The sequence below is a fragment of the Hyphobacterium sp. SN044 genome, from assembly GCF_021864465.1.
Taxonomy (GTDB): domain Bacteria; phylum Pseudomonadota; class Alphaproteobacteria; order Caulobacterales; family Maricaulaceae; genus Hyphobacterium.
This window is the reverse complement of the sequence record NZ_JAKKUV010000008.1, coordinates 36,786-56,607: the sequence shown is the minus strand read 5'-3', so window position 1 is coordinate 56,607 and position 19,822 is coordinate 36,786. Positions and strand designations below refer to the sequence as shown.

The following is a 19,822-nucleotide window of genomic DNA, read 5'->3' as shown; positions in this document are numbered from 1 at the left end:
ACGCCAGCGTCTAGTGCGCCTGAAGATCTTTCTCGAAGATCATCCGCTCCTCGCGGAAAGTCTTGAATTCCAGCGCATTGCCCGACGGGTCGATGACGAAGAACGTGCCCTGCTCGCCCGGCTTGCCGGCGAAGCGGACATAGGGGTCGACCAGGAAGGGCACCTTCGCGGCCTTCAGCTTTTCCGCCAGCTTTTCCCATGCGTCCCATTCGAGGATCAGGCCGAAATGCTTGACCGGGATTTTCTTGGAATCGACGTCATTGGTGACCGCCCCGCCGCATTCCTCGGGCGCGTAATGGGTCACGACCTGATGGCCGTAGAGGTCGTAATCGACCCAGCGGCCCGGGTCTTCCCGCCCCTGCGGACAGCCGAGAATCCCGCCATAGAAGGCGCGCGCGGCTTCGAGGTCGTGGACGGGAAAGGCGAGGTGGAAACGCGGACGCTCTGTCATTGCGGCACCCTCCGGCACTGGTCAGGCCCGTTCTCCCCTCCTAAATGGGTCGGGCAAACCTCCGATAGCCTGTTGGATACATTTCTTCCATGAGTGATTTCTCTCCCCGCGAGATTGTTTCCGAACTCGACCGCCACATCATCGGCCAGAAGGACGCCAAGCGCGCCGTCGCCATTGCGCTGCGCAATCGCTGGCGCCGCCGCCGGGTCGAGGCCGAGGATCTGCGTGAAGAGATCACGCCGAAGAATATCCTGATGATCGGGCCGACCGGGGTCGGCAAGACCGAGATCTCCCGCCGGCTCGCCAAGCTGGCCGGCGCGCCCTTCATCAAGGTCGAGGCCACCAAATTTACCGAGGTCGGTTATGTCGGCCGCGATGTCGACCAGATCGCCCGCGACCTCGTCGAGGTGGCCATCGGCATGGTCCGCGAGCAGAAACGCGAGGATGTCCACGCCAAGGCGCACGCCGCCGCAGAGGAACGCGTGCTCGACGCCCTCGTCGGCCAGAACGCCCAGGCCGGCACCCGCGACAGCTTCCGCAAGAAGCTGCGCGCCGGCGAGCTCGACGACAAGGAGATCGAGGTCCAGCTGGCCGATACCGGCTCGCCGATGCAGACGCTCGACATTCCCGGCATGCCGGGCGGCGCGGGCGTGCTCAACCTCTCCGACCTGCTCGGAAAGGGTTTCGGCAAGAAATCGAAAAGCGTGCGCACCACGGTGAAGGAGGCTTACGAGCCGCTGATCGCCGAGGAGGCGGACAAGCTGATTGATGACGCGGCCATCACCGCCGAAGCGATCCGGCTGGCCGAGAATGACGGCATCGTCTTCCTCGACGAGATCGACAAGATCACCGCCCGCTCCGACGTGCGCGGCGCGGATGTCAGCCGCGAAGGCGTGCAACGCGACCTCTTGCCGCTGATCGAGGGCACGACGGTCGCCACCAAGCATGGGCCGATCAAGACCGACCACATCCTGTTCATCGCCTCGGGTGCCTTCCACGTCGCCAAACCGTCCGACTTGCTTCCGGAACTCCAGGGCCGCCTGCCGATCCGGGTCGAGCTGCGCGCCCTGACCCGCGACGATTTCCGCCGCATCCTGACCGAGCCGCATGCCAGCCTGATCCGGCAATACACCGCGCTGATGGCCACGGAAGAAGTGACGCTCGACTTCACTGACGACGCCATCGAGGCGATCGCCGATGCGGCGGCGGAAGTGAATGCGAGCGTGGAAAATATCGGTGCCCGCCGCCTCCAGACCATCATGGAAAAGCTGGTCGAGGAGATCAGCTACACCGCGTCCGACAAGACCGGCGAGACAATCCGGATTGACGCCGATTACGTGCGCGAACAGGTCGGTGACCTGGCGAAGAATGCCGATCTGTCGAAGTTTATTCTCTGATCCCCCTCACCCGGCCCTTCGGGCCACCCTCTCCCTCGAGGGAGAGGGAAAGAAACGCCGGACAGAATTCCCTCTCCCTGCAGGGAGAGGGTTAGGGTGAGGGGTCTTCACCCTTCCCGCGGGAAGCGCATCGTCACGTAGAACGCCCCCTCCCCGCCATGACGGCGGTGAGCCGGGGCGTAGCCTGAAACGAGATGGCGCAATTCGGGTTCGGCGAGCCATTCCGGCAGCTTCCGTCTGAGGACGCCGGGCGGGGCTTCCTCCTCGGAGCGTTCCCGCCAGGGGACAGTCACGCCCTTGCCGGTAATCACCAGAACCGTCGAGAGTCCCCGCGCCCGCGCCGAGTGCAGGAAGCGGCCGAGCAGCGCCCGCGCCCGCTCCTGCGTCATGCCGTGAAGATCGATCCGCGCCTCGATCTCGACCCTCCCGCGCCGCAGCCGCTTTTCCGCCGACCGGTCTGCCGGCGGGGTCTTCGGCGGGTCGAGCGGCTTCGCCGCCGGAAGGCGGATCGCCGTCTCCTTCACCTTGCCGTCCAGAAGCCCGGCGAAATGTTCGCGCGTTGGTCCGGACTGGCCGGGATTGAGTGGCCGCGCCGTGCGCGCGACCTTGCGCCAGATCGCCCGCTCCTCCGGCCGCAGATCGCGTCCGGACTTTCCGGACTTGCTCATGACGCCTGGGTCAGGCGGGCAGCGAGTTCTTGCGGCAAAAGGATGATCCATTCCCCTTGCGAGCGCTGCGACCCGGCGCGGCGCTCGGCGGTCTCACCCCAGCCATAGAACATGTCGCCGCGCATCGGTCCGGTAATCGCCCCGCCCGTATCCTGCACCACGACCAGCCCCTGCCAGCCGGGTTCGCCCGGAAGTTCGGCCGACAGGAAGACCGGCGTGCCGAAGGCATGGAAGGCCGGATCGGCCGCGATCGATGCCATCGGGGTCAGCGGCACGCCCTCCGCCCCGCGCGGACCCAGTGACGGGTCGCTCAGCGGTTCGAGCGCGAAGAAGGCATAGCGCGGATTCTGGTTGAACAATTCGCGCGCCGCCTCGGGTCCGGCCTCATTGAGCCAGGCTTCGATCCCGTCTTTCGAGGCATCGGACAATTCCATCTCGCCCCGGTCGATCAGCACCCGGCCGATCGAGTTGTAGGGTCGGCCATTATGCGCCGCGAAGGCCGCGCGCGCCTGCGCCCCGTCCGGATAGACGATGCGGCCCGAACCCTGGATCTGCAGGAAGAAGACATCGATCGGTCGTCCCCAGGCCAGCGGTTCGCCCGCTTCCTCGGCCTCGATCTCGCCGCGCGTGCGATAGGGCACGAAATTGCGTTCCGCCGCGCGCCCGACAATGCGCCGCCCGGCGAGGTCGGGTTCGAAGGCGCCGAGATCGGCGATCAGCAGATCGTCCGGCCGCGCCCGAAGCGGCTGCGTGAACTCGCCCTCGCGCTGGCGGCGGACCTCCACCTCCGGCTCGTAATAGCCGGTCAGCATGCCGGTTTCGGCGTCGGGCGCGGTCACCCGCACCGGCGTGAACACGCTCTCGATCGCCGCGCGCGCTTCCTCGGAGTCGGTATAATCATGGTTCGCAATCGTGCAGGCGGCGCGCCAGTCGCCGGCCGTTCCGGTCGCAGCGACGCGCGGATTCATCACCGCATCGTCGGGGCGCAGGGCGAGACGCGCGCAGGAGCGGGAGAAGGCCCCTAGCGCCGCGCGCGGATCGGTCCCGGACCAGCCGGACACGCTGTCCCAGCCGGTCGGGGCATAGAGGATGGCCGCCTCGACGGGCGGTTCATCGGGGATGGGGGTATCTTCAGGCGGCGGCGCCGGGCTTTCCGGAGAACACGCCGCCACGAAGGCAAGGCCGATGAGGGCGGCCCTAATTCGTCCGGACACCGGCCAGAACCCAGTTCGGATCGCGGCTGTCGATCGGGCGTTCGAAGGTCCAGATCTCGTCGGCGTCGATCTTGTTGGCGAGATCGCCGGCAACCAGCTGGCCGTCCTTGTCGCGGGTTTCGGTCGCGATATCGGCCTTGAAATGGACTTTCACGCGCGCCGTCCTGCCGTCGAGTTCCGCGCCGCTGATCTGGGCTTCGGCGATGCGGTCGATCTCGGTCGTCGTGACCTCGTCCTTGGCCATACGCGCATCAATCGCCTCGGCGTAGCGGCCATAGACCTTGTCGGAGAGGAGCGGACGCAGCGTCTCCTTGTCGCCCTGGGCAAAGGCCTCGACGATCATCGTGTAGGCCGCGCGCGCGCCCGCGACGAATTCGACCGGGTCGAAACGCGGATCGGCCTCGGCGATCGCCGTCAGGCCGCTGCCGGCCGGTCCGGAAAAGGCCGGCGACATGGGCGCTTCGGGATCGGCCGCTTTCGGACCGTCATTGGCCGGAGCAGGCTGGGGTTCGGGCGTATGCCCGGTGCGCCGCCCCAGCACCTGGTAGAGGCGAATGGCGAAGAACAGGGCCGCGCCGGCGGCGATGAGCAGTGTCACAACATCCATGTCGAATGCTTGTCCTCGATACGCTCGGTTCGATGTCCGGCCCAGATATAGGGTGCGCCGCCCGCAGCGTCAGCCCCGCATGTCAGGGCGAAGCTTGCCCCGGCAGGGGCCGCGTGCTACCGCGCGCCCTCCTTTCGCGTATCAACATAGACCGTTTCCGGGGGATTTCCCATGGCTGACACGCCCGCAAACCCTGGTGCCACTCCCGGCGCCAATCCGCAGGCCGCGCAAATGCCGCAGATGCGCGTCGTCGCGCAATATGTCCGCGACCTGTCGTTCGAAAATCCGGGTGCGCCCGACGCCTTCCGGGCGACCGAGCCGCCGAAGATCGATGTCGCCATCGAGGTGAAGACCCGCAATGCCGGAACCGACGTGCACGAAGTGTCGATCCGCTTCCGCGTCACCGCGACCCGCGACAATGCCAACATCTTCCTCGTCGAGCTGGACTATGCCGGCCTGTTCGAGCTGCGCAATTTCGACGACCGCACCCGCGATCCGGTGCTGATGATCGAATGCCCGCGCCTGCTTTTCCCGTTCGCGCGCCGCGTCCTCGCCGACACGACCCGCGATGGCGGCTTCCCGCCGCTGATGCTGGAACCGGTGGATTTCTCGGGAATCTATCGCCAGCAGATGGCCCAGCGGGCCGCCCAGCAGGGCGAAGGCGGCAATCCGCCGGCCGGCAACGCTTAAAGCGCTCAGGCCGAGCCGAACTTCTTCCATATCAACGCGCCGCCCAGCGTTTCCAGAAAGGCGTCATGGGCGGCGCGTTCCTCATCCCGGATCCGCGACGCCAGCGGGACCGGCCGTTGCGGGCGCGCCGGAAAGGCGACCTTCGCCCCGGCATTGCCGCCATCGCCGGCGAGGTCGAGCGCGCGGGTCCGTCCGCCATTCAGTTCCAGATAGACTTCGGCGAGCAGGAGCGCATCGACCAGCGCGCCGTGCTTGTCGCGCGTCTCGAGCGAGATGTTGAAACGCTTGCACAGCGCGTCGAGCGAGGCGTGCGCGCCGGGGAATTTCTCCCGCGCGATCCGCACCGTGTCCTTGAAACGCTGGCTGGGATAGATGTCGCGGCCGAGCCGGCCGAGCTCCATGTTCACGAAGCCGGCGTCGAACGGCGCGTTATGGGCCACGATCACCGCGTCGCCGACGAAGGCGCAGAATTTCTCGGCCACGTCCTCGAACAGCGGCTTGTCGGCCAGGAATTCCGCCGTCAGGCCGGTGATCTTGGTGACGATCTCCGGCACGTCGCGCTGTGGATTCACATAGGTGTGGAAGGTCCGCCCGGTCGGGATGCAGTCCACCACCTCGACGCAGCCGATTTCCGTGATCCGGTCGCCCAGATTGCAGTCGAGGCCGGTGGTTTCGGTATCGAGGATGATTTCGCGCATGGCTCAGTTCATGCCGTCATTCGCCGCCGGCCTCAAGACGGCGATGATGCGCTTCACCTGTTCGCGCGCATCGGCGAGGCCTTTCGAGCTGTCGACCACGAAGTCGGCCCGTGTCCGTTTCTCGTGATCGGGAGTCTGGCGCGCCTTGATCGCCTCGAACTTTTCCACCGTCATGCCGGGCCGGGCGAGCACCCGTTCCCGCTGCACGTCTTCCGGCGCGCTGACCACGACCAGCACGTCGAAGGCGTCTTCCCGCCCGCTTTCGAACAGCAGCGGAATGTCGAGAAGGACGGCCCAGCACCCCGCCGCCCGAGCCTCCTCGATGAAGCTTTCGCGTGCTGCGGCGACCAGCGGGTGAACGATCGCTTCCAGCTTTTCGAATCCCGCGGGATCGCGCGCCAGGGCTTCGGACAGGCGCGTCCGGTCGACACCCTGCGAACCGGTCGTTCCTGGAAAGGCGGCCTCGATCTCGGCGACGGCATCCCCGCCCGGCGCGTAGAGCGCGTGGACCGCGGCGTCGGCATCGAACACCGGCACGCCTTCCTCGGCGAACATGTTCGCCGTGGTCGACTTGCCCATGCCGATCGACCCGGTCAGCCCGATCAGCTTCATCGCCGCGCCTCGAGCACGCCGGTCAGGAGGCTGTCCGCATCGACGCTGTCCGGCGGACGCTGGCCGAAGAACAGTTCGAAGGCGGGCCGCGCCTGTCCGATCAGCATGGCAAGCCCGTTGACCGTCTTCAGCCGTGCCGCCCTGGCTCCGGCCAGGAAACCCGTGACGGCGGGCGCGTAGATGCTGTCGAAGGCAGCGGTGCGAGGATCGCAGCGCGACCAGTCGAGATCGAGCTCGCCCTTTCCCGCCATGCCGAGCGTCGTGGCATTCACCACGAGGCGGATATCACCAAGCGCCCGGTTGCGTTGCTCCCAGTCATAGACGATGCCCGTCGGCGCCAGATCGTCGCGCAGCTGGTGGGCCGCGTCCTTCGAGCGGTTGGCGAGACGGATTTCCGGCGCCCCGGCGGAGACGAGCCCGTGCACGATTGCCCGCGCCGCACCGCCGGCCCCGAGGACAAGGACCGGGCCGGAGCGCACGTCGATATCGTGCATCTCGCAAGCGTCGATGAAGCCGGGCGCATCGGTGTTGTAGGCGTGCAGGAACCCCTTTTCGCTGACCAGCACGTTTGCCGCGCCGATCTTCCGCGCCGTGACATTGGCGGTATCGGCGGCATTGAGCGCGACGGTCTTCAGGGGTGCGGTGACATTGAGGCCGACAAGCCCCAGCGGCACGATTCCCCGGAAAGCGGTTTCGGCACGGTCGGGATCGACCGGAAAGCCGCAATAGATCGCGTCGATCCGCGCCGCGGCGATCCAGGCATTCATCAGCAGCGGCGACAGCGAGTGCGTCACCGGCGATCCGGCCACACCGGCAATCCGGGTCGCGGCCGACAGCGTCATGTCATCACCACGCCTTCGCGTCGAAGGAGGTCGAGCACCGGAAGAAGCGGCAGGCCGAGAATGGCGTAATAATCGCCCTCGACCGCTTCGAAGAGCTGCGCGCCCAGCCCTTCATAGGCATAGGCGCCGACGCTCGCGGTCAGTTCGCCGCCGGCGCGCTCCATGTAGAAGTCGAGAAAGACATCGGAAAACTCCCGGACCTTCAGCGTGGCCGTGGACCGGTGCGTCCAGACCAGATCGCCGCCGCGCGCCGCGGCGAGCCCGCCTTCGAGCGTATGGGTGCGGCCGCGCAGGGTTTCGAGACGCTGCCGCGCCTCGGCCTCGTCCTTCGCCTTGTCGAACACCTTGCCGTCCATTGCCAGCACCTGGTCGGCGCCGAGCACCAGCGCTTGGGGGTGACGCGCAGAAACCGCCAGCGCCTTCGCCTGGGCCAGAGCCTGTGCGACCTCGCCGGGCGGCGACAGGATCATCGCTTCCTTCAGCGCATCCTCGTCGACGCCGGGAGATTCCGTCTCGAAACGCACGCCAGCTCCGGTCAGGATCTGGCGGCGGATCGCACTGCCCGATGCGAGGATGAATCCGGTCATGCCTGCCCTCGCCGGTCGGAGAGAAGATTGATGATCTTCGCGGCGGTTTCCTCCACCGAGCGCCGCGACACATCGATCACCGGCCAGCCCTGGCGGGCAAACAGGCGTTTGGCTTCGACGATTTCCTCGCGTACCGCATCCTCGTCGACATAGTCGGTATTGCGGTCCTCATTGAGCGAGAGCAGCCGGTTGCGGCGAATCTGCACGATCCGTTCCGGCTGCGCAGTCAGGCCGACGACCAGCGGGCGTTTCAATGACAGGATCCGTTCGGGCAGCGGCGCGCCGGGCACGAGCGGGATGTTCGCCGCCTTCACCCCGCGATGCGCGAGATAGATGCAGGTCGGTGTTTTCGATGTCCGGCTGATCCCGAACAGGACGACATCCGCGCCCTCGAGATTCTGTCCTTGCCCGTCATCATGGACGATGGCGTAATTCAGCGCCTCGATCCGGCGGTGATATTCCGCATCGAGCTCGTGCTGCGCTCCGGCGCGGCTCGACATCGGCAGGCCGAGATGGCCCGACAGCGTCGCCAGGATCGGGTCGAGCACCGCCACGGCGGGAATCCCCAGTTCGGCGCAGCGCGTTTCCAGCATGCGCCGCATCTCCGTCCCGACGAGGGTGAACATGACGACGCCGGGCGCCGCCTCGATCTCCTTCAGCGCGCGCTCCATCTGGCGCGGTGATCGGACAAGGGCGTAGAGATGTTCTTCCGGCTCGACCCCGTCGAACTGTGCGATCGAGGCACGCATGACGTCGAGCAGCGTCTCCCCTGTCGAGTCGGAGACGAGGTGCAGGTGAAAGCGGACGGGTTTGGCCGGTTCGGCCTCGATCGGATCGGTCATGAAGCCGAGCGGCCTCCAAAAGTGTTGACGAAGTGTTAACAACTCCGCGCCGCTTCCCCAAGACTCCGGTCTCACCTGGCGAGCCGGCCTCCGAGGGAGGAAAAACCACCCGTATGACCGGGCACTACCCACAGGCGGAACACCCTGTGGACGACGCGCGATCTTTCCTGCCCGGCCGGAGACTGTCCACAGGCTTTTCCCTGACTCGATCTGTCAGCAGGCTCGTCTAACTCCCTGACTCGATATGTCAGGATGGCTTTCTTCATGCTGACAGTTAGCTGCGGCAACTTATCCTCTGTGCAAACTTCACGCAGGTGTTGAGAACGGTCATACCCGTACTTATCCCACCTGCCGGCGGACCAACGACTCCGACTCTCTTTCCTTCAGAAAGAATGAAGAAGAATGGGGCACGAGATGGACAGGGGAAAACCGCCCGCCTAGGGAAGCCTCCATGAGCGATACGAAAATGATGAAATCCGTTCTGGCCGTCCTGTCGGGCGAACGCCGGGATCCGCCTCCGGTCTGGCTGATGCGCCAGGCAGGCCGTTATCTCGACGAATACCGGCAGGTACGGTCCCAAGCGAAGAACTTCATCGACTTTTGCCTGTCGCCTGATCTGGCCGTCGAGGTAACGCTGCAACCGATCCGCCGCTTCGGTTTCGACGCCGCCATCCTGTTCGCCGACATCCTCCTTGTGCCGATGGCGCTGGGGCGCGATGTCCGCTTCGTCGCCGGCGAAGGCCCGCAGCTTGATCCGCTGGCCCCGGAAGAGATCGATACGATGAGTGTTGGCGATGTCGAGGGCATTCTGGGTCCTGTCGGCGAAACCGTATCGCGCCTGACGCGCGAGCTTCCGGCCGAAACCACGCTGATCGGCTTTGCCGGTTCGCCCTGGACGGTCGCGACCTACATGATCGAGGGCGGCGGTTCGAAGGACCGGATGAAGGCCCGCGCGTTGGCCTGGAGCCATCCCGAACGCTTCGACGCGCTGATGGACCGTCTCGCGGAAGCGACCGTGCGCTACCTCGTCATGCAGGCGAAGTCCGGCGCTGAAGTCCTCAAACTCTTCGATTCCTGGGCCGAGGGGATGAGCGTGCCGCTGTTCGAGCGCGCCGTCCTGCGGCCGACGAAGGCAATCGTCGACGGGCTGCGCGCCGAAGGGGTCACCGTGCCGGTGATCGGCTTTGCCCGCGGCTGCGGCTCGATGCTGCCGCGCTATGCCCGCGAAACCGGCGTTACCGCCGTGGCGCTCGACCAGGGTGTCGACCCGGCCTGGGCCGATGCGGTTCTGCCCGCCGGCATGCCGGTTCAGGGCCAGCTTGATCCCGCCGCACTGCTGGCCGGCGGCGAGGCGCTGGACAATGAAACCCGCCGGATTATCTCGGCATGGCAATCGCGGCCGCACATCTTCAATCTCGGTCACGGCATCACGCCCGAAGTGCCGGTCGCCCATGTCGAACGCCTGATGGCCGCCATCAGGCAGTAGGGAGCACGCCATGGCCCGGCGGATCGCCATCGTCCTGTTCAATCTCGGGGGACCGGACGGTCAGGAGGATGTGAAGCCCTTCCTGCGCAACCTCTTCCGCGATCCGGCCATCATCGGTGCGCCGGGCCCGGTCCGCGAGGCGCTGGCCTGGTTCATTTCCACCACGCGCGCCAAATCGGCCAAGGCGAACTACGCGCTGATGGGCGGGGGCTCGCCGCTCTATCCCGAAACGAAGAAGCAGAGCACGGCGCTGACCGCGGCGCTGAAATCTGCCCTGCCGGGCGACGAGATCCGCTGCTTTATCGCGATGCGCTACTGGCATCCCTTCGTGGAAGAGGCCGTCGCCGCGGTGAAGGCCTGGGCGCCTGATGAAACCGTGCTTCTGCCGCTCTACCCGCAATTTTCCACCACCACGACGGGGTCATCCCTGACCGCGTGGAACAAGGCGGGCGGTGGTCCGGCGCGCACGATCTGCTGCTATCCCGAAGAGCCTGGCTTCATCGCGGCCTATGCGAAACTGATCCGCGAAAGCTGGGAAAAGGCGGGAAAACCGGCCAACGCCCGCCTGCTCTTTTCTGCGCACGGCCTGCCGGAAAAGATCGTGAAGGCCGGCGACCCCTATCAGTGGCAGGTCGAACAGAGCTGCGCCGCCATCGCCGCGCGCCTGCCGGAACTGTCCGACTGGCAAGTCTGCTACCAGTCGCGCGTCGGACCGCTGAAATGGATTGGCCCCTCGACCGACGAGACGATCGAAGCGGCCGCCGGGGAAGGCAAGCACATCCTCCTCGCGCCGGTCGCCTTCGTGTCCGAGCACATCGAGACCCTGGTCGAGCTCGACATCGAATATGCCGAGCTGGCCGAGCGTCACGGCGCGTCGGGCTATACCCGCGTGCCGGCCGCCGGGACCGCGCCGGACTTCGTTTCCGGGCTGGCTGGGCTTGTCAAAACCGCGCTGCAAGGCGACACCGGGCTGAAACCCCCGGGCGGACAGCGCCTCTGCCCGGCCGGATTCGGGCAATGCCCCTGCCGCGCGGAGACGATGGATGTTTGATTTCATGCTGCCCGGGTCGATGGCCTATGCCATCGTGAAGGGGCTTCACATCACGGCGGTGATCTTCTGGATGGCCGGCATGCTCTACCTGCCGCGCCTCTTCGTCTATCACCACCAGGCCCAGCCGGGCGGCGAGCTTGAATCGGCGCTTCTCATTCAGGAGCGCAACCTCCTGAAGATCATCATCAATCCGGCCATGATCGCGGTCTGGCTTCTGGCCATTCTGATGATCGCCGCGAACTCCGCGCTTTGGACGTCGGGCTGGTTTCACGTGAAACTCCTCCTCGTCCTCGCCCTGTCGGGCGTGCATGGCTTCTATGCCGGCGCGCAGAAGAAATTCGCGAAGGGCGAGCGCCCGCGGACCGAGAAATTCTGGCGCATCATGAACGAGATCCCGGCCATCGCCGTGATCGTCATCGTCTTCCTGGCGGTGGTGAAACCCTTCTGAAGCGTCCCGCGGCCGTGACCCCGCGTCACCCTGTCGCTTGACGGGCCGGGCATCTCGTGCGACTCGTCGCATCAATACCGGCGGTGACCACCGCGCAGGTTTCCCTTCTTCCCGGACGAAACGCCAGTCCGTCTGGCGCGTTGTCCCAATAAGACCGAACCTCGTCCCGACCGTAACCGGCCCGTCCGCGGCCGTCGTCGTGGCGCCCTGTCTTGCGGCTTTCCGGCCGCCGCCTCCCCATCCACCTTCCCTGACGAAGACCTCCCATGTCCGACGATTACGAAGACGATACCCCGCTCGAACTCCCCGAATCCCTGAAGGGCGTTCAGCGCATGACCCTGCAGGAATTGAAGGAGAAGAAGCCGACCGAGCTCCTTTCCCTCGCCGAATCCCTGCAGATCGAGAACGCCTCCTCCATGCGCAAGCAGGGGATGATGTTCGCCATCCTCAAGGCGTTGGCCGAGCACGACGTGGAGATCCACGGCGGCGGCACGCTGGAAGTGCTGCAGGACGGCTTCGGCTTCCTGCGCTCGCCGGAAGCCAACTATCTCGCCGGTCCGGACGACATCTACGTCTCCCCGGCGCAGATCAAGAAATTCGGCCTCAGGACCGGCGACACGGTCGAGGGCGAGATCCGCTCGCCGCGCGACGGGGAACGCTATTTCGCGCTCCTCAAGGTCTCCTCGATCAATTTCACTGATCCCGAACAGGCCCGCCACAAGGTCCATTTCGACAATCTGACGCCGCTTTACCCGGAACAGCGCTTCAACATGGAGCTGCCCGATCCGACGGTGAAGGACCGCTCCGGCCGCGTGATCGACATCGTCGCCCCGCTCGGCAAGGGCCAGCGCGCGCTGATCGTCGCCCCGCCGCGAACCGGCAAGACCGTCCTGCTGCAGAACATTGCCCACGCGATCGAGACCAATCATCCCGACTGCTACCTCATCGTCCTTCTGATCGACGAGCGACCGGAAGAAGTGACCGACATGCAGCGTTCGGTGAAGGGCGAGGTCATCTCCTCGACCTTTGACGAACCGGCGACCCGCCACGTCCAGGTCGCGGAAATGGTGATCGAGAAGGCCAAGCGCCTCGTCGAACACGGCCGTGACGTCGTCATCCTTCTGGACTCCATCACCCGTCTCGGCCGCGCCTACAACACCGTCGTCCCCTCCTCGGGGAAAGTGCTGACCGGCGGTGTCGACGCCAACGCCCTGCAACGCCCGAAACGCTTCTTCGGTGCGGCGCGGAATATCGAGAATGGCGGCTCGCTGACCATTGTCGCGACGGCGCTGATCGATACCGGCTCGCGCATGGACGAAGTGATCTTCGAAGAGTTCAAGGGGACGGGCAATTCCGAGCTCATCCTCGACCGCAAGGTCGCCGACAAGCGCGTCTTCCCGGCCATCGACATCATCAAGTCGGGCACCCGGAAGGAAGAACTGCTCGTCGACAAGGTCGATCTTCAGAAAACCTATGTCCTGCGCCGCATCCTCAACCCGATGGGCGCCCAGGACGCGATCGAATTCCTGCTCGGCAAGCTGCGCGAGACCAAGACGAATTCGGATTTCTTCGACTCGATGAATACGTAAGCGGGATATTCAATATCTCCACTCGATCAGGCCGTCCGGACACGCTAGCGTCCGGGCGGCCTTTTCTTTTCCGGAGCGCGCAATGTCCGACCTCGTCCTCTACCACGCCCCCCGCACCCGTTCGGTCCGCGTCCGCTGGGCGCTGGAGGAGATGGGGCTCGACTACCGGCTGGAGCGCGTCGACTTCACCAAGCGCCCGCCCGGCGGCGAGGCCTTTGCGAAGATCAATCCGCTGCAGAAACTCCCGGCGCTGACCGATGACGGCACAGCGATCTCCGAATCCAACGCCATCATCCAGTATCTGATCGGCCGTTACGGTCCGACGGACATCGAGGTGAAGCCGGACGAGGCCGATTACGGCCGCTACCTTCAATGGCTGCATTTCGGCGAGGGCGGGATGACCATGCCGGTCTCGCTCCTGCTCGCGCACACCTTCCTGCTGCCGGAAGAACAGCGCAATCCGGCGCTCGCTAAATGGGCCAAGCATGAAGTCCCCAAGCTATTGAAATATATAGACGAACACGGCCTTCAGGGCCGTGAATGGCTGGCCGCCGGCCGCTTCACCGCCGCCGATATTTCGGTCGTCTACATGCTGCTGCTCTTGAAGCTGATCCGGGAATTCGACACCGCGCCGGAGGGCGTGAAGGCCTATTTCGTCCGCGCCACGGAGCGCGAGGCGTGGAAGCGCGCGACGGCGGACTAGTCCAGTCCCTCGCCCTGGATATTCCCCTCGCCCCCTCTTGGGGGGAGAAGGGAAACGGGACTACTCGCCCCCTGCCGGACAATTATCCCCGGCCCGGCCGAACGCGGCGATCGCGTCTTCGGGCTGGTCGGTGATCAGGATCTCGATGTGCTGCTGGCGCACGAGGGCGAAATCCTCCGCCGACATTGTTTCGGCGAAGGGAAAGTCCGGAATGACGGTCTCGATCCCCTGCCCGGCGAGGAAGTATTCCGTGTGCGCGTCAGGGAAATAGTCGAACCAGGCCGCCATCGCCCGCTGGTCGAGCTCGCTCGACAGCACCTCGTAATGCTCGGTGATCCCGGTCATCAGAAGTCCGGCGTCGGGAGTTTCCGCGCGGATCGTTGCCGCTTCGGCCTCAGTGGCGGCCGCAATCAGCACGCGCCGGTTCATCCCGGTGGACTCGACCTGTCGGGCGAGGCCCGCCAGATCGGCTCCGTCAGGCCAGACGATCAGCAGGTATTCGCCCGTCTCCGCGGCCAGGAGTTCGGCGAGGAAGGCGTAAGCATCTGAAAACCGGACGGTTCTGAAGGCCACGCCATCGGCCGGTTCCGACGACGCGACCAGACTCACGCGTTCTTCCCGGGCACAATCGAGCAGGTCCGCCACGTCAGGCAGCGGCGTAACGGCAATCAGGAATGCTGCGGAGATCACCGGAAAACGGCCGGACAATGCGTCCGCGCCGCGCCGAGGGCTTCGGCTGCCGCGATGACGTCGTCCACCGCCAGAACTTCGACGCCAGCCGCGCGCCAGGCGGCATAGTCGGCATTGCCCGCTTCTTCCTCTCGGAAGGCGTGCGAGCCGGTCTCCACCCCGTTCTCTGCGAAGCGGTCGTCCAGCGCCGCCGAAGGCACGCCGCCACCGAGCCAGGCAAAGAGGCCGTCCGTGTCGAGCCCGGTTGCCTCCAGCGCTGCCGGATCCTCGACCCCGAGTGACAGGCCGATGGCCGAAACCGCGCCGCGCGCCGCGCGGCCGTCATCGACCGTATAGGCAATGATCAGGCTGCGCCCGGCCTGACCGACATCGCTGGCGATCCGCGCCGCATCCTCCGGCGCAAGGTCCTTGAGGTCGAGTTGCAGGAAAATGCCCGCGTCGAGCGCCAGCGCGAACGCCTCGTCGAGCGTGGGTACGGTCTCGGACGTCTCATTGCCCTCGGCGTCCACGAGGCGGAAGCGCCGCAGATCGCCGAGATAGGTCGCATCGACGCGGCCGGTCCCGGTCGTCGTCCTGTCCAGCGTGTCGTCATGCATCAGCACGATCGCCCCGTCGGCCGTCCGCGCGAGGTCGATCTCGGCGAAGGCCGCCCCGGTTTCCGCGGCATGGCGTATGGCGGCGAGCGAATTTTCCGGCCGGCCCGGCCCCGGCCCGCCGCGATGCGCGGAGATCAGCGTCACGCCCTCCTCCCGCGCACAATCGAGCAGGCGTGCCACCTCGGTCTGATTGCGTGCCGGTGTGCTGGCGGCGGGGGTGCTGGCCGTCTGACCCGTCTCTCCGCCCTCTCCGCCACAGGCCGCGAGCAGGACACACAGGGACAGCGCGGCGAAAACTCTCATCGGATCAGCCTTGCAAATGGGCGGACAGGAATTGCAGCGTGCGGGCATTGGCGGTCGCGGCATCGGCCTCGTCATAGTGATCGCCGCCGATCCGGGCGAAAGCGTGGTCGCGCTCGGGATAATCGTGCAGCGTCACATTCGGCAACGGATCGAGTGCGGCATGCATCGCCTTTTGCGCCTCGGCGTCGACGAACTGATCCTTGCCCGCGATGTGCAGCATCAGCTGGCCTTTGATCGTTTTCGCCTCGTCGGCATATTTCGCGATATTGACCCCGTAATAGCCCACGCTGGCTTCGCAATCGGTGCGGCAGGCTGTGAGATAGGCGAGCAGCCCGCCGAGGCAGTAACCGACCGCGCCGACATGGCCGTTGCAGATCCTGTCGCGGCGCACCTGGTCGATCGTGCGCTGGATGTCGATGATCCCTGTATCGGGATCGAATCTGTTCATCAGGTCGAACGCCTTCTTCCACTCGGCGTCCGACTTGTCGGTGATGTCGACCCCCGGCTCGATGCGCCAGAACAGGTCCGGACAGATGGCCAGGAAGCCTTTCGCCGCGAGGTCGTCGCACACCCCGCGCATCACGGCGTTTACGCCGAAGATTTCCTGCAGCACGATCACGGCGGGGCGCCGTGCAGCATGCATCGGATCTGCGCGATAGGCGGCGAACTTGCCGTCCGGTGATTCGATTTCGATCATGTGGCCCATGAATGGCTCCTCTATTCACCCGCGTCGGCCCGTCCTAAGGTCGCCAGAGGTTCAGGGAAGGTAAGGATGCAGGTCAAGCTCGATATCGAATGCACGCCGCAGGAGGCCCGCGCCTTTTTCGGCCTGCCGGACGTCACGCCGCTGAACGACCAGCTCGTCGCGGAAATGTCGAAGCGCATGAGCGAGAACATGTCCGCGCTCGATCCCGAAACGCTGATGAAGAGCTGGATGAGCTATGGCGGCCAGATGCAGGACCAGTTCATGGCCCTGATGCGCCAGGCGGCTGGCGGGTCGTCTTCCGGCAAGTCGTGATTCGTTAAGTCGTTGTGACTGAAACCATTTTCGCTCTTTCGACCCCGCCGGGGCGGTCCGGCGTGGCTGTGCTGCGTGTCAGCGGTTCGCAGGCCGGACCGATGGTGGACGCGCTGGCAGGGGCGCGGCCGGACCCGCGCGATGCGGCCTTGCGTAGCCTCCGCCATGACGGCGGGCTGATCGACCGGGCGCTGGTGCTCTGGTTCCCGGGTCCGGGCAGCTTCACGGGCGAGGATGTGGCCGAATTCCATGTCCATGGCGGACCGGCCATCATCGAGGCGATGATCGCGGCCTTCACCGCGCTGGGCGGCCGCCCGGCCGAACCGGGCGAATTCACCCGCCGCGCCTTCGAACACGGCAAGATGGATCTGACCGAGGCCGAAGGCCTCGCCGACCTGATCGACGCCGAGACCGAAGGTCAGCGCCTGCAGGCGCTCGCGCAGATGTCCGGCGCGCTGAAGCAGCTCTACGAGGCCTGGCGCGAACGGCTGATCTCCATTCTCGCGGCGATCGAGGGCGAGATCGATTTCCCGGACGAGGAGGACGTGCCGGACGCCCTCGCCGCCACCGCCGGTCCACCGATTGACGATCTGATCGCGGAAATGGACGCCCATCTCGATGACGCCCATCGCGGCGAACGGGTCCGCGAAGGCCTGTCCATTGCCATCATCGGCGCGCCGAATGCCGGCAAGTCCTCCCTGCTGAACCGGCTCGCCCGGCGCGAGGCGGCGATCGTCACCGACATTCCCGGGACGACGCGCGACATCGTCGAGGTGCGGCTGGTCATCGCCGGCTTCTCCGTGACTCTCGCTGACACGGCGGGTTTGCGCGAGACGGCGGAGATCGTGGAGTCAGAAGGAATCAGGAGGGCGCTCGCCCGTGCCGAAGAGGCGGATATCCGTATCGGGGTTATCGATTCGACGGATGTCAGCAGGAATCAGGAATCACCGCTCCCGTTGCGAAGCGCGGATCTGGCCGTTCTGAACAAGTCCGACCTGGCGCAGGCGGAAGCCCTGACTCTTCCCTGCCGGTCCATTGCCGTCTCGGCCAGGTCCGGCGCGGGGCTCGATCAGGCCGAGGCCTGGCTCGAGGATACGGTGCGGTCGTTGCTGTCGGCCCGAGAAGCCCCGGCCCTGTCCCGCGCCCGCCACCGCCGCGCCGTCACGGAGGGCCGCGAGGCTCTGGCGCGTGGTCGGTCCATGCTGTCCCGGGCTCCGGAGCTGGCCGGGGAGGACGTGCGTCTCGCCATAAGGGCGATGGAAAGCCTCACCGGGCGGATCGATGTCGAGGATGTGCTCGACCGCGTCTTCAGCCAGTTCTGCATCGGCAAGTGATGTTTCACGTGAAACATCACGCGAAGCGGGCCTCGACTCGCGCGCGCGAAACCCTTATGCACCGCCTCCCGCCCGGTTGATGCCAATCCCGGGGCGGACGAGGCCCGTGCCATGACCCAGACATCGTCCCTGTGGGATGTCATCGTGATCGGAGGCGGACACGCCGGCTGTGAAGCCGCCGCGGCGTCGGCGCGCGCCGGTGCGCGCACCCTCCTTCTGACCCACAAGGCGGCGACGATCGGTGAGATGTCCTGCAATCCGGCCATCGGCGGCCTGGGCAAGGGCCATCTCGTGCGCGAGATCGATGCCATGGACGGCATCATGGGCCGGATCGCCGATACATCCGGCATCCAGTTCCGTCTGCTGAACCGCTCCAAGGGCCCGGCAGTGCGCGGCCCGCGCACCCAGAGCGACCGCAAACTCTATCGCGAGGCGATGCAGGCCGAGCTCGCTTCCACGGATAATCTCACCATCGAGGAGGCCGCGGTCGAGGATCTGGTTCTCGACACGACCGGCCGCGTGACGGGTGTCACGTCCGGCGATGGCCGCGAATGGCGCTGCGCTTCCGTGGTCCTGACCACCGGCACCTTCCTGAAGGGCATGATCCATCGCGGTGAGGAACGCATCCCGGCGGGGCGGGTCGGCGAAGCCCCGGCGATCGGCCTGTCCGACCGGCTCTACGCGCTGGGTCTGAAGATGGGCCGGCTGAAGACCGGCACGCCGGCGCGGCTCGATGGGCGCACGATCGACTGGTCCGGCCTCGACAGCCAACCGGCCGATGACACGCCCTACCCCTTTTCCTTCCTGACGGAGAAGATCACCGTGCCGCAGATCGCCTGCGGCATCACGCACACGAATGCGCGTACTCACGCCATCATTGCCGAGAACATCCACCGTTCCGCTGTCTATGGCGGCGCGATTTCCGGCCGGGGTCCGCGTTATTGCCCGTCGATCGAGGACAAGATCCACCGCTTCGCGGACAAGACGGCGCACCAGGTCTTCCTGGAACCGGAGGGGCTCGACGATCCGGTCGTCTACCCGAACGGCATTTCCACCTCCCTGCCCGCCGAGGTCCAGGACGCCTTCCTGCGCACCATGGCCGGGCTCGAAAAGGTCGAAGTGGTCCGCTACGGCTATGCGATCGAATACGATTATGTCGATCCGCGCGAACTGACGCCGGGATTGGAGGTCCGCGCCGTGCCGGGCCTGTGGCTCGCCGGGCAGATCAACGGCACCACCGGCTATGAGGAGGCGGCCGCCCAGGGCCTAATGGCCGGGCTCAACGCCGCGCTTGGCGCCGGTGGCCGGACCGATCCGGTCACGGTCAGCCGGTCGGAAGGCTATATCGGCGTTCTCATCGATGATCTCGTGACTCGAGGTGTCAGTGAGCCCTATCGCATGTTCACCAGCCGCGCCGAATACCGGCTCACCCTGCGGGCAGACAATGCCGACCAGCGTCTGACTCCTCTCGCCATCTCGCTGGGTGCGTGCGGATCGCGGCGTTCGGACGCCTTTACTGGCAAGATGACTCATCTGGACTCCATGCGTGAACTGGCATCCAGACTCACCCTGACTCCGCCTGAGGCCCTGAAGCACGGCATCAAGGTCAATGCCGATGGCCGGCGGCGGTCCATGATGGACCTGCTCTCCTATCCCGGGATCGAATGGGCCGATATCGAGCGGGTCTGGCCCGAGGAACTCTCCGCGGTGACTCCGGATGTCAGGGAGCAGATCGCGATCGAAGCGCTCTATTCCGGATATCTCGACCGGCAGGAAGCCGACATTCTCGCCTTCCACCGCGACGAGGGGATCCGCCTGCCCGCCGATCTCGACTATGCCGCGGTCGGAGGCCTGTCGAACGAGGTGCGGGAGAAGTTGATCGCCGCCCGTCCGCCTACGCTCGGCGCGGCCAGCCGCATCGAAGGTGTGACGCCGGGCGCTTTGACCGCCCTGCTCGCTTATCTCAAATCAGCCAAGCGCAAGGCAGGTTGAGCGC

General features: G+C 65.9%; 22 protein-coding genes. 10 read left to right on the top strand and 12 right to left on the bottom strand.

From position 1 onward, the window contains the following. Positions 1–10: 10 nt before the first annotated feature. On the bottom strand, positions 11–451 hold the full coding sequence (locus tag L5876_RS11605; RefSeq protein WP_236956519.1) for a VOC family protein: 441 nt from the start codon (positions 449–451) through the stop codon (positions 11–13). 89 nt (positions 452–540) lie between these two features. Between L5876_RS11605 and hslU the strand changes: the two genes are divergently transcribed. Then, on the top strand, positions 541–1,848 hold the full coding sequence (hslU, locus tag L5876_RS11600; RefSeq protein ID WP_236956518.1) for an ATP-dependent protease ATPase subunit HslU: 1,308 nt from the start codon (positions 541–543) through the stop codon (positions 1,846–1,848). A 107-nt stretch (positions 1,849–1,955) separates the two neighbouring features. On the opposite strand, the gene L5876_RS11595 is transcribed toward hslU, so the two are convergent. The 3 genes from L5876_RS11595 to L5876_RS11585 are packed head-to-tail and all read right to left on the bottom strand — an operon-like array spanning position 1,956 to position 4,337. Beyond that, positions 1,956–2,516, bottom strand: coding sequence for a Smr/MutS family protein (locus L5876_RS11595; RefSeq protein ID WP_236956517.1), 561 nt, complete (start codon positions 2,514–2,516; stop codon positions 1,956–1,958). Beyond that, entirely contained in the window at positions 2,513–3,730 is a 1,218-nt protein-coding gene (locus L5876_RS11590) for an MltA domain-containing protein (protein ID WP_236956516.1), read from the bottom strand. The genes L5876_RS11595 and L5876_RS11590 overlap by 4 nt, the downstream gene beginning before the upstream one ends. Further along, positions 3,714–4,337, bottom strand: coding sequence for a Tim44/TimA family putative adaptor protein (locus L5876_RS11585; protein ID WP_236956515.1), 624 nt, complete (start codon positions 4,335–4,337; stop codon positions 3,714–3,716). The genes L5876_RS11590 and L5876_RS11585 overlap by 17 nt, the downstream gene beginning before the upstream one ends. 171 nt (positions 4,338–4,508) lie before the next feature. On the opposite strand from L5876_RS11585, the gene secB reads away from it, so the two are divergent. Beyond that, positions 4,509–5,027, top strand: coding sequence for a protein-export chaperone SecB (gene secB, locus L5876_RS11580; RefSeq protein WP_236956514.1), 519 nt, complete (start codon positions 4,509–4,511; stop codon positions 5,025–5,027). A gap of 5 nt (positions 5,028–5,032) precedes the next feature. Here secB and dnaQ read toward each other — a convergent pair whose 3' ends face one another. The 5 genes from dnaQ to L5876_RS11555 are packed head-to-tail and all read right to left on the bottom strand — an operon-like array spanning position 5,033 to position 8,608. After that, positions 5,033–5,725, bottom strand: coding sequence for a DNA polymerase III subunit epsilon (gene dnaQ, locus L5876_RS11575; RefSeq protein WP_236956513.1), 693 nt, complete (start codon positions 5,723–5,725; stop codon positions 5,033–5,035). Between the two features lie 3 nt (positions 5,726–5,728). Next, complete coding sequence (gene coaE, locus L5876_RS11570; protein ID WP_236956512.1) at positions 5,729–6,337, bottom strand: dephospho-CoA kinase; 609 nt, start codon at positions 6,335–6,337, stop codon at positions 5,729–5,731. Continuing rightward, complete coding sequence (locus tag L5876_RS11565) at positions 6,334–7,179, bottom strand: shikimate dehydrogenase (RefSeq protein WP_236956511.1); 846 nt, start codon at positions 7,177–7,179, stop codon at positions 6,334–6,336. The genes coaE and L5876_RS11565 overlap by 4 nt, the downstream gene beginning before the upstream one ends. Beyond that, on the bottom strand, positions 7,176–7,766 hold the full coding sequence (locus tag L5876_RS11560; protein WP_236956510.1) for a nucleoside triphosphate pyrophosphatase: 591 nt from the start codon (positions 7,764–7,766) through the stop codon (positions 7,176–7,178). The genes L5876_RS11565 and L5876_RS11560 overlap by 4 nt, the downstream gene beginning before the upstream one ends. Then, positions 7,763–8,608, bottom strand: coding sequence for a pyruvate, water dikinase regulatory protein (locus tag L5876_RS11555; protein WP_052290379.1), 846 nt, complete (start codon positions 8,606–8,608; stop codon positions 7,763–7,765). Before L5876_RS11555 ends, L5876_RS11560 begins: the two co-directional genes overlap by 4 nt. A gap of 451 nt (positions 8,609–9,059) precedes the next feature. Between L5876_RS11555 and hemE the strand changes: the two genes are divergently transcribed. The 5 genes from hemE (at position 9,060) to L5876_RS11530 (ending at position 13,885) form a co-directional block, all read left to right on the top strand. Continuing rightward, entirely contained in the window at positions 9,060–10,094 is a 1,035-nt protein-coding gene (hemE, locus tag L5876_RS11550; protein WP_236956509.1) for a uroporphyrinogen decarboxylase, read from the top strand. A 10-nt stretch (positions 10,095–10,104) separates the two neighbouring features. Further along, positions 10,105–11,145: a ferrochelatase gene (gene hemH, locus L5876_RS11545; RefSeq protein ID WP_236956508.1), complete on the top strand. Its 1,041-nt coding sequence runs from the start codon at positions 10,105–10,107 to the stop codon at positions 11,143–11,145. Beyond that, entirely contained in the window at positions 11,138–11,593 is a 456-nt protein-coding gene (gene hemJ, locus L5876_RS11540) for a protoporphyrinogen oxidase HemJ (RefSeq protein ID WP_236956507.1), read from the top strand. The genes hemH and hemJ overlap by 8 nt, the downstream gene beginning before the upstream one ends. Before the next feature lie 266 nt (positions 11,594–11,859). Beyond that, positions 11,860–13,182, top strand: coding sequence for a transcription termination factor Rho (gene rho, locus L5876_RS11535; protein WP_369281036.1), 1,323 nt, complete (start codon positions 11,860–11,862; stop codon positions 13,180–13,182). An 82-nt stretch (positions 13,183–13,264) separates the two neighbouring features. Then, positions 13,265–13,885: a glutathione S-transferase family protein gene (locus L5876_RS11530; RefSeq protein ID WP_236956506.1), complete on the top strand. Its 621-nt coding sequence runs from the start codon at positions 13,265–13,267 to the stop codon at positions 13,883–13,885. A gap of 60 nt (positions 13,886–13,945) precedes the next feature. On the opposite strand, the gene L5876_RS11525 is transcribed toward L5876_RS11530, so the two are convergent. Genes L5876_RS11525 through L5876_RS11515 form a run of 3 tightly spaced genes read right to left on the bottom strand, consistent with a single transcriptional unit; the run spans position 13,946 to position 16,180 of the window. After that, positions 13,946–14,575, bottom strand: coding sequence for a hypothetical protein (locus tag L5876_RS11525; protein WP_236956505.1), 630 nt, complete (start codon positions 14,573–14,575; stop codon positions 13,946–13,948). Further along, on the bottom strand, positions 14,572–15,474 hold the full coding sequence (locus tag L5876_RS11520; RefSeq protein WP_236956504.1) for a glycerophosphodiester phosphodiesterase family protein: 903 nt from the start codon (positions 15,472–15,474) through the stop codon (positions 14,572–14,574). The genes L5876_RS11525 and L5876_RS11520 overlap by 4 nt, the downstream gene beginning before the upstream one ends. Before the next feature lie 4 nt (positions 15,475–15,478). After that, positions 15,479–16,180 carry a dienelactone hydrolase family protein gene (locus L5876_RS11515; protein WP_236956503.1) on the bottom strand — a complete coding sequence of 234 codons (702 nt, stop codon included), beginning with the start codon at positions 16,178–16,180 and terminating at the stop codon, positions 15,479–15,481. Positions 16,181–16,246: 66 nt separating this feature from the next. Between L5876_RS11515 and L5876_RS11510 the strand changes: the two genes are divergently transcribed. The 3 genes from L5876_RS11510 (at position 16,247) to mnmG (ending at position 19,818) form a co-directional block, all read left to right on the top strand. After that, positions 16,247–16,492 (top strand): DUF6489 family protein, encoded by a 246-nt coding sequence (locus L5876_RS11510; protein WP_039718360.1) that lies wholly within the window; start codon positions 16,247–16,249, stop codon positions 16,490–16,492. A gap of 14 nt (positions 16,493–16,506) precedes the next feature. Further along, positions 16,507–17,826 carry a tRNA uridine-5-carboxymethylaminomethyl(34) synthesis GTPase MnmE gene (gene mnmE / locus L5876_RS11505; RefSeq protein ID WP_336886693.1) on the top strand — a complete coding sequence of 440 codons (1,320 nt, stop codon included), beginning with the start codon at positions 16,507–16,509 and terminating at the stop codon, positions 17,824–17,826. Between the two features lie 111 nt (positions 17,827–17,937). After that, on the top strand, positions 17,938–19,818 hold the full coding sequence (gene mnmG / locus L5876_RS11500; protein ID WP_236956501.1) for a tRNA uridine-5-carboxymethylaminomethyl(34) synthesis enzyme MnmG: 1,881 nt from the start codon (positions 17,938–17,940) through the stop codon (positions 19,816–19,818). The last annotated feature ends 4 nt before the right edge of the window (positions 19,819–19,822 follow it).